Annotated in this window: 12 protein-coding genes; 5 read left to right on the top strand and 7 right to left on the bottom strand. The window is 38.4% G+C overall.

The window, feature by feature from the left end:
• Positions 1-112 precede the first annotated feature (112 nt).
• The 3 genes from ACQWU4_RS15295 to ACQWU4_RS15285 are packed head-to-tail and all read left to right on the top strand — an operon-like array spanning position 113 to position 4280.
• Positions 113-2527, top strand: coding sequence for a hypothetical protein (locus ACQWU4_RS15295; protein ID WP_429936609.1), 2415 nt, complete (start codon positions 113-115; stop codon positions 2525-2527).
• A gap of 37 nt (positions 2528-2564) precedes the next feature.
• Positions 2565-2801, top strand: a complete 237-nt coding sequence (locus ACQWU4_RS15290; RefSeq protein WP_429936608.1) for a hypothetical protein — start codon at positions 2565-2567, stop codon at positions 2799-2801.
• Positions 2802-2810: 9 nt separating this feature from the next.
• On the top strand, positions 2811-4280 hold the full coding sequence (locus ACQWU4_RS15285) for a M20/M25/M40 family metallo-hydrolase (protein ID WP_429936607.1): 1470 nt from the start codon (positions 2811-2813) through the stop codon (positions 4278-4280).
• A gap of 177 nt (positions 4281-4457) precedes the next feature.
• Here ACQWU4_RS15285 and ilvA read toward each other — a convergent pair whose 3' ends face one another.
• The 7 genes from ilvA to folP form a co-directional block, all read right to left on the bottom strand.
• Entirely contained in the window at positions 4458-5717 is a 1260-nt protein-coding gene (gene ilvA, locus ACQWU4_RS15280) for a threonine ammonia-lyase IlvA (RefSeq protein WP_429936606.1), read from the bottom strand.
• A gap of 10 nt (positions 5718-5727) precedes the next feature.
• Positions 5728-6774, bottom strand: a complete 1047-nt coding sequence (gene ilvC, locus ACQWU4_RS15275) for a ketol-acid reductoisomerase (RefSeq protein ID WP_429936605.1) — start codon at positions 6772-6774, stop codon at positions 5728-5730.
• 53 nt (positions 6775-6827) lie between these two features.
• On the bottom strand, positions 6828-7109 hold the full coding sequence (locus tag ACQWU4_RS15270) for an ACT domain-containing protein (RefSeq protein ID WP_429936604.1): 282 nt from the start codon (positions 7107-7109) through the stop codon (positions 6828-6830).
• Positions 7110-7128: 19 nt separating this feature from the next.
• Positions 7129-8853: a biosynthetic-type acetolactate synthase large subunit gene (ilvB, locus tag ACQWU4_RS15265; protein WP_429936603.1), complete on the bottom strand. Its 1725-nt coding sequence runs from the start codon at positions 8851-8853 to the stop codon at positions 7129-7131.
• An 11-nt stretch (positions 8854-8864) separates the two neighbouring features.
• Positions 8865-10544 (bottom strand): dihydroxy-acid dehydratase, encoded by a 1680-nt coding sequence (ilvD, locus tag ACQWU4_RS15260; RefSeq protein WP_429936602.1) that lies wholly within the window; start codon positions 10542-10544, stop codon positions 8865-8867.
• 177 nt (positions 10545-10721) lie between these two features.
• Entirely contained in the window at positions 10722-11618 is an 897-nt protein-coding gene (gene ilvE, locus ACQWU4_RS15255) for a branched-chain-amino-acid transaminase (RefSeq protein WP_429936601.1), read from the bottom strand.
• Positions 11619-11957: 339 nt separating this feature from the next.
• Positions 11958-12737: a dihydropteroate synthase gene (gene folP, locus ACQWU4_RS15250; protein ID WP_429936953.1), complete on the bottom strand. Its 780-nt coding sequence runs from the start codon at positions 12735-12737 to the stop codon at positions 11958-11960.
• Positions 12738-13131: 394 nt separating this feature from the next.
• Here folP and ACQWU4_RS15245 point away from each other — a divergent pair, with 394 nt between their 5' ends.
• Together ACQWU4_RS15245 and ACQWU4_RS15240 are read left to right on the top strand one after the other, a co-directional pair.
• On the top strand, positions 13132-13695 hold the full coding sequence (locus ACQWU4_RS15245) for a DUF1599 domain-containing protein (protein WP_429936600.1): 564 nt from the start codon (positions 13132-13134) through the stop codon (positions 13693-13695).
• Positions 13696-13701: 6 nt separating this feature from the next.
• Positions 13702-14811, top strand: coding sequence for a BT_3928 family protein (locus ACQWU4_RS15240; RefSeq protein ID WP_429936599.1), 1110 nt, complete (start codon positions 13702-13704; stop codon positions 14809-14811).
• The last annotated feature ends 31 nt before the right edge of the window (positions 14812-14842 follow it).

The raw sequence follows: 14842 nt of genomic DNA, 5'->3' as shown, positions 1-14842 counted from the left end.
GGAGTTTTTTCTATATTTTTTCTATCAAAAATTTAGATTAAATCAATGTATTAACAAATCATAAAAACTTTCTCAACACAAGAAATATTATTACTTTTGATCTAGTTTTTGCATGAAAAGGTTTTTAGTTTTACTGTTTTTATTAATGTATTTCTTTGGTTACGCCCAATCAAGGATCAGGGTTATTGACGAAACCGACCAAAAACCAATATCCAATGCGAAAATATCCTGTGACGGAAAAGTTTTAGGCTTTACCGATATTCAGGGCAGTCTGGAATTTAAAGCAGCATGCAGAACTATTGAAATTCAGGCAGAAAAATACCAGAAAGAAACAGCGCTGATAGAAGCTGATATGGAAGTTTCAATGCTGAAAAAAGTATCAAAAACAACTGATATTGAAACGGTTGTCATTGAAGACCGCAGCGATCCGAGAGCTTTAGAGATTCTTAAGAAAGTCAACAGGATGTTCAGGGAAAATTCACCGAAAAGCTTAGAGTCCTATTCCTTTAAATCTTATGAAAAAGTTTCTCTGGATATAGATCAGGACAGTATTAGCCAGTTCAATCAATTTTTTAATGATTCTAATTTCTTCAAGAAAAAAAGGGAGAAAGATTCGTTAAATGATATTTCAGCAAAACAGATCTTTTCAAAAAGCAAGCTCTTCCTCTGGGAAAGGGCTCAGGAATTTTTATATTCCAGACAATATGGTGAAAAGATCAATATTCTTGACAACAGGATTTCCGGTCTTAAGCAACCCATTTATGAAATGATTGCTATCCAGCAAAGTAACCGTGATAAAATTCCGAACCAGATCAAACAGGAAAACAGAGGACTTTACCGTTTTTTCCTTTCGGATACCATAGAAGTGAATGGAAGAAAAACTTTCGTGATCCGTTTCCGGGAAGTGAATTACAAAAAACAGGACAAGAAAAGGAAATACAATGGAGCAATCTACGTTGACATGGAAACTTACGGAATCCAGAAGATTGAAAACTTCAGCAAGAGCAAAAACGACGGTATCATTACAAGTACCTGGGTGTTTTATAATAACAAATGGTTTCTGGCTCAGGAAAAGGTGAAGCTAAGGATGAGCAGAGTGGCCATGGAAGAGGATGACAAGGTAAAAACAGAAGAGCATCATGAAAAGAAAGACAGAACCAGTTTCGGGACCTATGCTTTCCTCACTTCCACTTATTTTGATTTCAAATCGCCTATTGAGGAAAACCGAAATGATTTTAAAGGCTATACATTTTCTGTAAAAAATGCTGACGGACGGCTTCTGGATCAATACAGGACCGATCCTCTGACGGAAAGGGAAAGTAATACATATACCACTATAGACAGTCTTGGCAAAAAATATAATATCGACAGTAAAGCGAAAATACTGACAGGTCTTATCAACGGACAGATCCGCATGGGAATCGTAGATTTTGCAGTGGATGAAATTGTAAATTATAACCTGTATGAAGGTTTCAGATTAGGTTTAAAGGCAAAACTGAATGAAACTTTCAATCCTTATTTTTCACCGGATTATTATTTCGCCTACGGTTTTAAGGATGATAAGTGGAAATATGGAATTGGTCTTGACATTAAAACCAGTCTTGATAAAAACTCTTTTTTCAGGGCAGAATATTATGATGATGTAACGGCATCGGGAGAGTTTTACAGAAGACTATGGAATTTCAAAATGAGGATGATGAATTACGGAAATAACCTTAACAATGATAAATATTACCATTTCCGGGGGGCTTCTTTATCTTATCTGAATGATATAACGAATGGCCTTACATTGGTTTTTGCAGCAAAAAGGAATATTGAAGAAGCTAAGTTTGATTACGAGTTCAGAGGAAAAGGCGGCGAATTTGACAATTTCAACACTTTATTTACTTTAAAATATTCCCCGAATTCTACGAATATTATGACACCTCAGGGAAAATCTATCATTGACCAGAAGTATCCTGAGCTGTATTTCAACTACGAGCAGAGTTACAAAGCTTTGGGTGGAGATTTTAATTATACCCGTTTTGATGCCCTGTTTGTTCATAATTTTAAAACAATGCTCGGTACTACCGGCTTCAGGCTGTATGGCGGAATGGTACTGGGGGAAGCTCCTATCTGGAAGCATTTTACCATGAACGGACTGGCATCTCCGAGAAAGGATTTTAATTTCAACCTTACTTCATATCTTGGTTTTGCAACACTGGAAGGTGGAAAATATTACAATGATAAATTCGTTGCGTATTATTTTACCCATAAATTACCTTTGTATTTTAAAAGTTTCGGGCAGAATATTTCCAGCTTTGATTTTGTATTGAGAGGGACCATCGGAGATATGAAGCATCCTGAATATCATGATTTTAAATTCAGAAAACTGGATCACCTTTATCAGGAAGTCGGCCTTGAATGGAATAATTTCTTATCAAGCTATTTTAATTTGGGACTATTCTACAGAGTAGGATATTATACCACTCCCAATTTCAAGCAGAATTTTGCCATCCAGTTCAAACTGAAAGTATTAGAGTTTTAACCAACCTCATAAATTCATAAATAAATAAAAACGAAACATGCAGAGAATAGAAATAAAAGCGGAACAGTTTTTTGAATTATTAAAATTAAAAGACACTTCGATGTGGGCAATTTTCTCACAGATGATCGACGGCAATGAAAAGGAAATCATATTTCTTGATAATGAAGATAAAATCCTTTTCAATTATATCCTTCCTTCTGAACAGGAAAAACTGGAGGAAGACAGAAAGGAATTTTCAAAACAGTTCTCAGATAAATTGGCTAACTTCAATTAAAAATTTTAGATGAATAAAAGTTATATATTCTCTATTCTGGGTTTTCTTCTGTTTAGTTTCGGGAATGCCCAAAACTATAAAAATCCACTGGTTTCTGCTATCAAGGAATCTGATCTTAGAAAGGATATGTATGAACTGGCTGCAGATCAGTTCTGGGGCCGTGAAGCCGGAACTCTTGACGAATTGAAAGTTTCCATGTGGCTTGCCGACAAGGCAAAGGAAGCAGGAATGAAACCTGCCGGGGATAACGGAACTTTTTTCCAGTTTTTTGATATGTACAGACATCAGGTGACACCTCAGAGCAGTTTAAAAATTGGCGGTACCGATCTTAAGCTCTGGAAAGATTTTCTGGTAGCTGAGCCTGTAAACGCCTCCATTGATGCAGAGATTGTTTATGCAGGAAACACAGAACCTGAAGAACTTTCTAAATTGAATCTCAAGGGTAAAGTTCTTGCCATTAACGTTTCCGACAAAAATATAGAGAAAGAAATGACTCTTTTCGTAAGAAGATATCCCGGTTTTGTAAGAACTAAATATTACAATAAAGCCTTTGAATTGGGAGCAAAAGCAATTATTTTCATTACCGACGATACTTCTGAGAAAAGCTGGGTGGAAGTTCTTCCCCAAATGACAAGAGGAACCTATGGCGTTGAAGGCCTGAGAGAAAAAATAACGAATAATATCCCTGTTCTATGGATCAAAAGAGAAAATACAAACTGGGTAAAGAATAATCCTAAAGTTTCTCTTAATCTGATGACAGAAACCTACAAATATCCTTCCGTAAATATCATTGGAAAGATTGAAGGCACTGATCCCCAACTTAAAGATGAATATGTTTTACTAAGCGGACATCAGGATCATGACGGAATCAGGCATCCTGTAAAAAATGACACCATCTACAACGGCGCTGATGATAATGCCAGTACCTGTGTCGCTATGCTTGCTATGGCCAGAGCTTATAAGAAGCAGCCGGGAAAAAGAAGCATCCTGTTTGTTTTTCACGGAGCTGAAGAAAGAGGATTACTGGGTTCCAGATGGCATGCTGCTCATCCCGTAGTTCCCAAAGAAAAGATTGTTGCCGTTCTGAACGGTGATATGATCGGAAGAAATGACAATAATGAAGCTGCTCTCCTTGGAGGAAATACACCCCATAAAAATTCTGAAGAGCTTGTAAAAATGGCTGAGGAAGCCAATAATGAAAGTACAAAATTCAAGTATCTGAAAGACTGGGATTCTCCAAAGCATGCTGAATATTTCTATTTCAGAAGCGATCACCTGCCATATGCAAAAATTGGGATTCCGGCAGTGTTTTTTACGAGTGTACTGCACGATCAGTATCATACTCCTCAGGATCAATCTGAGAATATCAATTACAAAAAGCTGTATAAAATGACGGAATGGATGTACAGAACATCCTGGAAAGTAGCCAATGAGGCTGAACGTCCGAAAGTTATTTCTAATTTTACGCTTGAGAGATAAAGGTTCGGCGGCCCGAATGGGCCGCCGAACCTATTTTTTTGTCATTGCGAGGAGCGTAGCGACGAAGCAATCTCTGATTATTATTTTATTTTTTTGCCTTGAAACAAAAGAATAAAAAATTCAAGACCTGGAAACTTTCGGTAAATCCGAAATATATCCATTACCTATCAATACATTTCAGGTAAACAGATTCATCATAGACGGATCATTATTCAGATAAGTGACGAAAAAATCATATTTCTTCATATTATTGAGCAGCGGATCAAAATCCTGACTCTGCTTCAGAACAATCCCTACAACAGCTATTCCTTTTTCTTTTGAGTTTTTTTGAGTGTATTCAAAAGTAGTAATATCATCATTAGGTCCAAGAACATTCATAACAAATGTTTTCAAAGCTCCCGGACGTTGGGCAAATCTTACAAGAAAATAATGTTTTAAGCCTGCATGCAGAAGAGCTTTTTCTTTGATCTCCTCCATACGGGTAATATCATTATTGCTTCCGCTGATAATACATACTACATTCTTTCCCTTGATCTGATCTCTGTATTTTTCCAACGCAGTTACTGAAAGAGCCCCCGCGGGTTCTACGACTATAGCATCTTTATTGTAAAGTGAAAGAATGGTTTCGCATACCATCCCTTCATCCACTACAGCCATATCATGCAATATATTTTTGCAGAGTTCAAAATTGAGATCCCCAATTTTCTGTACAGCAGCCCCATCCACAAAACGGCTGATTTTCTCAAGAAGCACCGGTTTTCCTTTTTCCAGTGCTTTTTTCATACTGGCCGCGGCAGAAGGTTCTACTCCTATGATCTTTGTCTCTGGAGACAGTTCCCGGAATACTGTACAGACTCCGGCAGCCAGACCTCCGCCGCCTATAGGAACAAAAAGATAATCAATAGGTTCCTCCGACTGCTCAAGGATTTCCAGCGCTGCCGTAGCCTGGCCATCAATAATATCCTGATCATCAAAGGGATGAATAAATATTCCTTCATGATCTTTACAAAATTTCACTGCGGCATCTTTTGCTTCATCAAAAGTATCCCCGTAAAGCACAACATCTATATAATCGCCTCCGAACATTTTCACCTGCTCCAGTTTTTGTCCCGGAGTAGGTAAAGGCATAAAAATAGTTCCTTTCACCTTCATGGTATTGCATGCAAAAGCAACTCCCTGGGCGTGATTTCCTGCGCTGGCGCAGACTACACCTTTTGCAAGGCTTTCAGGAGACATTACAGCCATTTTATTGTAAGCCCCCCTGATTTTGTAAGATCTCACCCTTTGCAGATCTTCCCTTTTAAAGTTTATTTTGGCATCATAAACTCCGGAAAGATTATTATTTACAGCCAAAGGTGTTCTTACGATTACATTTTTGAGCCTTTCGGCAGCATTATAGACATTAACCAAACCTGAAGGATACTTTTTTTTCATCATTTATATTAAATTAATTGTTTTCCGGTCTCAAACTACGGACGGTTTTGCCAGCTCTCCACATTTCACTTTCTCTCAATTCTGTCAGCTCCACTTCCAGTTTTTCCCTGTAATCGGCCTTGCTGTTGCTGTCAATAGATCGCTGGGCTTCATTTCCTTTCGCAACACTGTCATACAATTCCTCAAACAAAGGAGAAGTAGCATCTCTGAAACGTTTCCACCAATCTAAAGCACCTCTTTGAGCTGTGGTACTACAGTTTGCATACATCCAGTCCATTCCGTTTTCTGCTACCAGCGGCATTAACGATTGAGTCAATTCTTCCACCGTTTCATTAAATGCTTCAGAAGGGCTGTGACCATTTTTCCTCAGCACATCATACTGAGCCGCAAATATTCCCTGTACAGCACCCATCAATGTTCCTCTCTCTCCTGCAAGGTCACTGAATACTTCTTTCTTAAAATCTGTTTCAAATAAATAACCGCTTCCTATAGCTATTCCCAGTGCAGTTACTCTTTCTCTCGCTCTTCCTGTAGCATCCTGATATACCGCAAAACTGCTGTTCAATCCCCGATCCTGAAGAAACATTCTTCTCAATGAAGTTCCTGATCCTTTGGGGGCAACCAGAAAAACATCGACATCATCGGGGGGAACAATCCCTGTGCGTTCATTGAAAGTGATTCCAAAACCATGGGAGAAATATAATGCTTTTCCCGGAGTAAGATGCTGTTTTACTTTTGGCCAGTATTCGATCTGGGCAGCATCACTTAAAAGATAACAGATAATGGTTCCTTTCTGCAAAGCTTCCTCTATTTCAAACAGGGTTTCTCCCGGAACAAATCCGTCTGCAACTGCCTTGTCCCAGGATTTTGAATTTTTCCTCTGGCCTACAATGACACTGATTCCGTTGTCTTTCTGGTTAAGCGCCTGTCCCGGTCCCTGTACTCCATATCCGATCACGGCTACTACTTCATCTTTCAATACTTCCTGGGCTTTCTGCAATGGAAATTCCTCTCTTGTCACTACATTTTCTTCTACTCCGCCAAAATTCAATTTTGCCATCTCTTTAAATTTTTATTTGTTGTTAATTAATATTTTTTGATTGTATTATTTGATCAGCTTGCATGTACTATCGCTGTCAGATATGGATTTCTGTGATAATGAACTTCCAGAACATCTACCTGTTTTTCCATCTGTCTGGTAATCTTCTGTACGGATTCTTCCGTTTCCCTGATAACGATTACAAACTTTTTTACTTTTTCTATTTCGGAAGGTCCTGCACTGAAATTCACGATCGAGACTCTTCTTCTTGAAAAAATAGCATTGATCCGGCCGATCAGTCCCAGATAATCTTCTGTGTAAGCCGTGATCGTATATTCTTTGTTTTCTGATTTCATCTTTTCCTTATTTTATATTTTAAACTTTGTTGGTAAGCACAATTTCTGAAACACTTTTCCCCTGTGGAATCATCGGGAATACATTATGTTCTTTACCTGTCATTACTTCCAGAAGGAAAGCTCCTTTATGATGAAACATTTCATTAAGACCTGCTTCCAGTTCTTCCCTCTGAATTACCTTTTTCCCCGGAATATTATATCCTTTGGCAACCTGTACAAAATCCGGACTCTGAATATCTACCGAAGAATATCTTTCTTCATGAAACAATTCCTGCCACTGTCTTACCATTCCCAGATAACAGTTATTAAGAATCAGGATCTTGATATCAGGCTTATACTGCATAAGTGTTCCCAATTCCTGAATATTCATCTGGGCTCCTCCATCCCCCATCACCGCAATAACAGGACGGTTTGTTACTCCATAAGCAGCTCCTATAGCAGCAGGGAGACAAAATCCCATTGTACCCAATCCACCGCTGGTAATATTACTTCGGGAATGTTTAAAGCTTGAATATCTGCATGCAGCCATTTGATGTTGCCCTACATCAGTAACAATTACAGCTTCTCCCTTTGTCATTTCATTCAGGTAGCGGATTACTTCACCCATTGTAATTTCTCCTTCTGAGGGATACAGTTCTTCGCTTATCAGTTTATGATGTTCTATTTCATAACAGTCTTTAAACTTTTGATGCCAGTCCGTATGTTCTTTTGACTCTATCAGTTGTGTAAGAAGAGGCAATGTTTCTTTACAGTTTCCCAAAACCGGGACATCAACTTTTACATTTTTATTGATCTCTGCTTTGTCAATATCCAGATGGATGATTTTAGCCTGTCTGGCATATTGATCCAGTCTTCCGGTCACACGGTCATCAAAACGCATCCCGATTGCAACCAGAACATCACATTCATTGGTAAGGATATTAGGCCCGTAATTTCCGTGCATTCCTACCATTCCTACTGCCTGCGGGTGATCTGTGGGAATCGTACTCATTCCCAATACAGTCCATGCTACGGGAATTCCTGATTTTTCAGCAAACTGCAGAAACTGTTTTTCTGCTTTTCCCAACATAATTCCCTGTCCTGCAATGATGAACGGCCTTTCTGCGTTATTGATCAGAGCCGCTGCCTTTTCAATATTTTCTGTGTTGGGAACCGGATCAGGTCTGTAGCTTCTCAAAGAATCACAAGGTGTATATCCTCTATCCAAAACTTTTTGCAGCTGAGCGTTTTTCGTAACGTCTATCAATACCGGTCCGGGTCTTCCTGATCTTGCGATATAGAATGCTTTGGCCAATACTTCGGGGAGCTCTTCGGCATCGGTTACCTGATAATTCCATTTAGTGACAGGGCTGGTAACATTCATCACATCTATTTCCTGAAAGGCATCAGTTCCTAAAAGATGCTCAAAAACCTGTCCTGTGATGCAAACAACAGGAGTATTATCCAGTAATGCATCTGCTAGTCCTGTCACCAGATTGGTTGCTCCGGGCCCGCTGGTAGCCAGAACCACTCCTACTTCTCCCGAAACTCTTGCCAGTCCCTGTGCAGCGTGAACAGCTCCCTGCTCATGACGCACCAGAATATGTTCCAGCTGATCTTTATAATCGTAAAGGGCATCATAAATCGGGATAATGGCTCCTCCCGGATATCCGAATATTGTTTTTACCCCTTCCTGAAGAAATGCTTCAAGGATGATCCGGCTTCCGCTAATTTCTGTTTCTATGGATACATTTAGATTCTTCATTATATTTTTTATTAAGTGATTTCATCTGTTACACAACCTTCGGCAGCTGATGAAACTGTGAGTGCGTATTTGTACAGCAGCCCTTTCTTTATTTTAAGTTCAGGTTTTTGCCATCCTTTTTTTCTTTGTTCAATTTCTTCTTGGGAGACTTTCAACTGGATGGTATTATTTACCGCATCAATTTCAATGAGGTCGTTGTCTTTTACAAAAGCGATCAGACCTCCTTCATACGCTTCGGGAGTAATGTGCCCTACCACAAAGCCATGAGTTCCGCCACTGAATCTTCCATCGGTAATTAAGGCAACACTTCCGCCTAGGCCTGCCCCTATCAGGGCGCTGGTAGGTTTCAGCATCTCAGGCATTCCGGGAGCTCCTTTGGGTCCTTCGTGCCGGATTACAATAACGTCTCCGTGCTGAACTCTTCCGTTTTCAATTCCTCTGATCAGGTCTTTTTCTCCGTCAAATACTCTGGCTGTTCCCGAAAACTTTTCGCCTTCTTTTCCTGTAATCTTGGCTACACTTCCCTTCTCTGCAAGGTTTCCGTACAGGATTCTCAAATGTCCCGTTTCTTTGATAGGATTTGATAAGGGTCTGATAATCTTCTGTTTTGTAAAATCCAGACCGGGAACATTTTCAAGATTTTCAGCAATGGTTTTCCCGGTAACTGTTAAACAGTCGCCATGCAGTAAATCTTCTTCAAGCAGATATTTCATTACAGCTGGCGTTCCTCCGTGTTCATGAAGGTCCTGCATCAGATATTTTCCGCTTGGTTTAAGATCTGCCAATACAGGAGTACAATCACTCATCTTCTGAAAATCATCCTGTGTTAAAGAAACACCGACACTTTTTGCCATTGCTATGAAATGAAGAACAGCATTGGTACTACCTCCTAAAATAACAATCAGGCGAAGGGCATTTTCAAAAGCCTTACGGGTCATAATGTCCGAAGGTTTGATGTCTTTCTCCAGCAATATTTTAATATACTTTCCTGCTTCAAGGCACTCACTCTGTTTTTCCGGACTCAGTGCAGGATTGGAAGATGAATATGGAAGACTCATTCCCAGTGCTTCTATAGCTGAGGACATGGTATTGGCAGTATACATTCCTCCACAGGCCCCTGCTCCGGGACAGGAATTTTTAATCACTCCATTGAAGTCTTCTTCTGAAATTTCTCCGGCAATTTTTTTCCCTAAAGCTTCAAAAGCTGAAACAATATTTAGCGGCTCGTTTTTGTAGCATCCCGGAGCTATAGTTCCACCATATACCATAATGGACGGTCTGTTCAGTCTTCCCATAGCGATAATGGTTCCCGGCATATTCTTGTCACAGCCCGGCAATGCAATGATTCCGTCGTAATACTGTGCCCCGCAAATGGCTTCGATGCTGTCTGCAATAACGTCACGGCTTACCAGTGAATACCGCATACCATCTGTACCATTGCTCATCCCGTCACTCACTCCTATCGTATTGAATATCAATCCAGCAAGGCCATGATCCCAAGTGCCTTTTTTAACTACTTTAGCAAGATCGTTGAGATGCATATTGCAGGTATTTCCATCATATCCCATACTGGCAATACCAATCTGGGCCTTGTGCATATCTTCTTCTGTAAAGCCTATTCCATAAAGCATTGCTTTTGCTGCTGGCTGTTCTCTGTTCTGTGTGAATGTTTTTGAATATTTATTTAACATATTATCCTGCATTTGTTGTTCTTACATCTCCCGGTATGATAATTTTTCCGAAATTCATAAATGAAGTTTTAGCTTAATTTTGGCCCAAAACTACAGCTTGTCATATTTTTTTCATTTTCACTTTTATGAAAACTACAATATTCAATTGTTTGAAAAAACGACATATCAATTTGATAATTAAATACTTATATCACTTAAATTTACAATAACAGAACTTCTTACCAATTTCTGATAGGCCTGCTGTATCTTTTCACTTGATGTATCTTTCCAGTCTTTAGTGAAAGGAACATCATCCAAAGAGTCCAACGCTACAATTTCAGCTGCAGTACCACAGAAAAAAGCAGCATCTGCCCCTCTCATTTCTTCCGGTTTAAAGAAGGTTTCCTTAACAGGAATATTAAGTTCACTGCATAATTCAAAAACGGTCTGTCTTGTGATTCCGGGCAGTATGTTTCCTTTTGCAGGAGTAAATAATGTTCCGTCCTTTTCATAGAATATATTGGCTCCTGAACTTTCGGCAACATATCCGTTTTCATCAAGTAAGAGGGCTTCATCATAGCCCTTGTCTTTTGCATCCTGACAGGCAAGAATAGAATTAACGTAATGGCCGCCTACTTTGGCTTCTATTTTAAAAGCCTGAGGATTTGGGCGTTGAAAACCGGAGGTCATAATCTTCATTTTATCTGCGAGATATCCGTTGCTCCATTCCCAGGCAAGGAGGGACAGGTAAGATTTTTTTCCCTTGGAAAGAGACATGTTGGGGGAACAGGTTACCAATGGGCGGATGTAAGCATCACTGAATCCGTTACGTTCCAAAAGTTCATAGGTAAGATCTGTAAGCTCACTGACTGAATAATCGAATGGGATATGCATAAGTTCTGCTGATCTTTTCAGTCTTTCGTAATGTTCTTCTGCTTTAAAGATCTTCGTTCCAAGATCGGTTTTGTAAGATTTAATACCTTCAAAAACAGAATAACCATAGTGGAGAGATTGTCCATAAAGATCCGTTCCTGCTTCTTCAGCCTTTAAAAAGTTTCCATCAAAATACACGATTGTTTTTTCGCTGTAATACATTGTATAGGGTTTAAAATTTAATAAAAGGGAATAAAAAAAGCCCTCTCACAATGTGAGAGGGCTCAAATATGTACGGTCATACTCTATCCTTCTCACCAACGCAAGGGAATAATAATGACGATAATAATTACTGTTAACAAATGATACATAATTCCTGAAATAAAAAAAGCCGTTTCAAAATATGAAACGGCTTATATAGTTTAATTTAAAATATTTTACAATGCCGCTTCTTTACTGTTGTTAATTACAACAATAATAGTAGAAATGACAATAATATTTTTCTGATTCGTAAAATTCATACTGCAAATGTATTGATTTTTTAATACTGAGCAAGTTTTTTTAACATTTTTTATTTTTTTTACAAAACTGCCTGATCGTTACAGCTGTTTCAGCAACATCGTGCACTCTTAGAATTTTTGCCCCCTGCTCTAAAACTTTTATATGAAGTTTCTGTGTTTCTTCATTGATGTCCAAAGGAGATTTACCAAGCGGTTTATAGATAAATGATTTTCTTGAAATGCCTATTAATAAAGGAAATTTCCCAAAACCTAAATACTCTGTTTCATCAATCATTTTCATCTGGTCTTCCACTGTTTTTCCGAAACCGAAACCGGGATCTAAAATGATATCTTTCACACCTTTCTGAAAAAGCTCGGCTGTCTTTTTGGAAAAATAGCGGTTGACTTCCAATGTGATGTCTTCAAACTTTATTTTGTCATGCATTGTTTCATAAGATGGATTTACATGCATCAAAATGTAGGGAAGCTTCGTTTCAGCTACGGTATCGAACATTCTGTTATCATACTGCCCGCCTGAAATATCATTGATCATATCGATTCCCTCATTGAATCCAAATTTTACAGTTTCAGAGTAGAATGTATCAAGAGAGATCAATGCCTCCGGAAATTCTTTTCTGATCCGGGAAACTGTATTTCCAATCCTTTCTATTTCGTCTTTACTACTCAAAAATTCAGCGTTGGGACGTGTAGACTGCGGCCCGATGTCAATAATTTCAGCTCCGTCCTTTAAAAGCTTTTCAGCATGTTGTAAAGCTGATTTTTCACTATTAAACTTTCCACCATCTGAAAAGGAATCCGGGGTAAGATTCAGGATACCCATAATCTTGGGAGTATCCAGTACCACTAATCTACCATTACAGTTAATGGAGTAAGTTGAGGAGCTAGAAGATTGAAGAGTTTGAGAGTTTGAGAGCATATGATAATTGATGAATAATGATTGATAAGTGATCTTTATATTCTGCAAAATTAAGGTTTATTGTGGAATGTGTTACTTGTTGACAGGTAACAGGTAACAGGTGACTGTTATCAGTAATAGTTGAAAAAATCTCTTACTTTTAAAATTTATGACCAGCAACTGACAACCAGCAACCCACCCACCGATTCTCAAACTCACACACCCTCCTACCCCAAAAGCCTTAAACTCTGACAAAAATCAATTCCTGATTCCTGCTACCTAAAACCTAATTCGTATATTTGGAAGATTAAGAGAATTTATGTCAAAAACATCAGTACAGTTCGGGAAAGTTATCAGTGAGTGCCGTGACCTATTCAGCAAAAAACTGCAGGATTACGGTGCAGCATGGAGGGTTTTAAGACCCAGTTCAATTACAGATCAGATTTATATCAAAGTAAACAGGATCCGTACCCTGCAGATGACTGATAAAAAAATGGTGGATGAAAGTGAAGAGGATGAATTCATTGCAATTGTAAATTATTCTATCATCGGACTTATCCAGCTTGAGAAAGGGTTTTCCAATGATTTTAATGAAAATAAAGAGGAAATTCTGAGTCTTTACGACAAATATTCTCATAAAGCCCAGGCTTTAATGGAAAAAAAGAATCACGATTATGGTGAGGCATGGAGGGATATGAGAATTTCTTCCATTACCGATCTTATTTACCAGAAAGTACTGAGAACGAAGCAGATTGAAGACAATCAGGGGAAAACAATTGTGTCTGAAGGACTGGATGCGAATTATTTCGATATGCTGAACTATGCTGTTTTCTGCCTGATCAAGTTCTCTGAAAAAGAAAATATTTCCGAACCTCAAAAATAAAATCATATGATCAAAGGTTTATTACGCTTTATTATTGCTGTTATCTTCATTCTTTCAGGCTTTGTGAAGGCTGTGGATCTGGTAGGATTTTCTTTCAAAATGGAGGAATATTTTGCGCCACCGGTTTTCAATATGCCGTTCCTTGAAAAATTTGCGCTTCTGTTCTCGATCATTGTGGTTGTACTGGAGCTTTTCTTAGGATTTATGCTGCTGCTGAAACTGAAGCTTAAGTTTACTCTTTCGGCGTTAATTGCCCTTTGTATCTTTTTTGGGTTCCTTACATTTTACTCGGCTTATTTCAATGTGGTAACAGACTGCGGATGTTTTGGAGATGCCGTGAAGTTTACCCCTTGGCAGAGTTTTATTAAAGATATTGTGCTTCTTATCGCCCTTATTATCCTGTTTATTCTTTACAGAAAAGAATTCAGTAAAAAGGATGCCTATGGAGGTACTGCAAAAGAGTCTTCAGGTAAGGTGAGATACTATATTTTAGGACTTTTCTCACTAATCATGGTGTACATTATGGCGCAGGGAATTATGCATGAACCTCTGATTGATTTCCGTGATTATAAGATCGGAACCAATATAAAAACCGAAAAGGAAAAAATCAATAAAAATCCTTCTGAATACAAAACTTTTTACTCCCTTAAAAATCAGAAAACAGGAGAGGTTTTAAAGATAAATCAGGATGATTATATCAAAGAAACGAAATACTGGGCGGAAGGTTCTCCATGGAAAATAGAGGAAGGAAAGAATGAATCTGTACTGACAAAAGAAGGTTATAAATCTGAAATTGTGAAATTTAAAATCGAAGATCCTACAGGCATTGATATTACAAATGAAATCATTAATGCTCCAAAAGCTGTACTGATCTTCTCTTATCATCCAAAAGAGGTTTCTGCAGAACTTTTGCAGAAAGTTGAAGCTAAAGTTAATGCGCAGAAAGGTGCAGCTATCTATGGTATTTCTACTGATCCGAATACCTTTAAAACCATTAAAAATGCCATGATGGACGGAACAGCAATCAAAACTATTGCGAGAAGCAATCCATTTATTCTGATACTGGAGAAAGGGAAAATTGTAGATAAGCAGCCTGCAAAAGATTATATCAGGTAGGAAAATGATTGTCAAATCTAAACACTAAACT

This window comes from Chryseobacterium sp. MIQD13 (assembly GCF_050496705.1).
Lineage (GTDB): Bacteria > Bacteroidota > Bacteroidia > Flavobacteriales > Weeksellaceae > Chryseobacterium.
The sequence above is the reverse complement of the archived record's forward strand: the minus strand, read 5'-3'. Positions and strand labels throughout refer to the sequence as shown.

Excerpts from the sequence above, each read along its gene's own strand:
- ACQWU4_RS15295 (WP_429936609.1), top strand. The coding sequence starts at position 113 with ATGAAAAGGTTTTTAGTTTTACTGTTTTTATTAATGTATTTCTTTGGT.
- ACQWU4_RS15290 (WP_429936608.1), top strand. The coding sequence starts at position 2,565 with ATGCAGAGAATAGAAATAAAAGCGGAACAGTTTTTTGAATTATTAAAA.
- ACQWU4_RS15285 (WP_429936607.1), top strand. The coding sequence starts at position 2,811 with ATGAATAAAAGTTATATATTCTCTATTCTGGGTTTTCTTCTGTTTAGT.
- ilvA (WP_429936606.1), bottom strand. The coding sequence starts at position 5,717 with ATGATGAAAAAAAAGTATCCTTCAGGTTTGGTTAATGTCTATAATGCT.
- ilvC (WP_429936605.1), bottom strand. The coding sequence starts at position 6,774 with ATGGCAAAATTGAATTTTGGCGGAGTAGAAGAAAATGTAGTGACAAGA.
- ACQWU4_RS15270 (WP_429936604.1), bottom strand. The coding sequence starts at position 7,109 with ATGAAATCAGAAAACAAAGAATATACGATCACGGCTTACACAGAAGAT.
- ilvB (WP_429936603.1), bottom strand. The coding sequence starts at position 8,853 with ATGAAGAATCTAAATGTATCCATAGAAACAGAAATTAGCGGAAGCCGG.
- ilvD (WP_429936602.1), bottom strand. The coding sequence starts at position 10,544 with ATGTTAAATAAATATTCAAAAACATTCACACAGAACAGAGAACAGCCA.
- ilvE (WP_429936601.1), bottom strand. The coding sequence starts at position 11,618 with ATGTATTACAGCGAAAAAACAATCGTGTATTTTGATGGAAACTTTTTA.
- folP (WP_429936953.1), bottom strand. The coding sequence starts at position 12,737 with ATGGGTATCCTGAATCTTACCCCGGATTCCTTTTCAGATGGTGGAAAG.
- ACQWU4_RS15245 (WP_429936600.1), top strand. The coding sequence starts at position 13,132 with ATGTCAAAAACATCAGTACAGTTCGGGAAAGTTATCAGTGAGTGCCGT.
- ACQWU4_RS15240 (WP_429936599.1), top strand. The coding sequence starts at position 13,702 with ATGATCAAAGGTTTATTACGCTTTATTATTGCTGTTATCTTCATTCTT.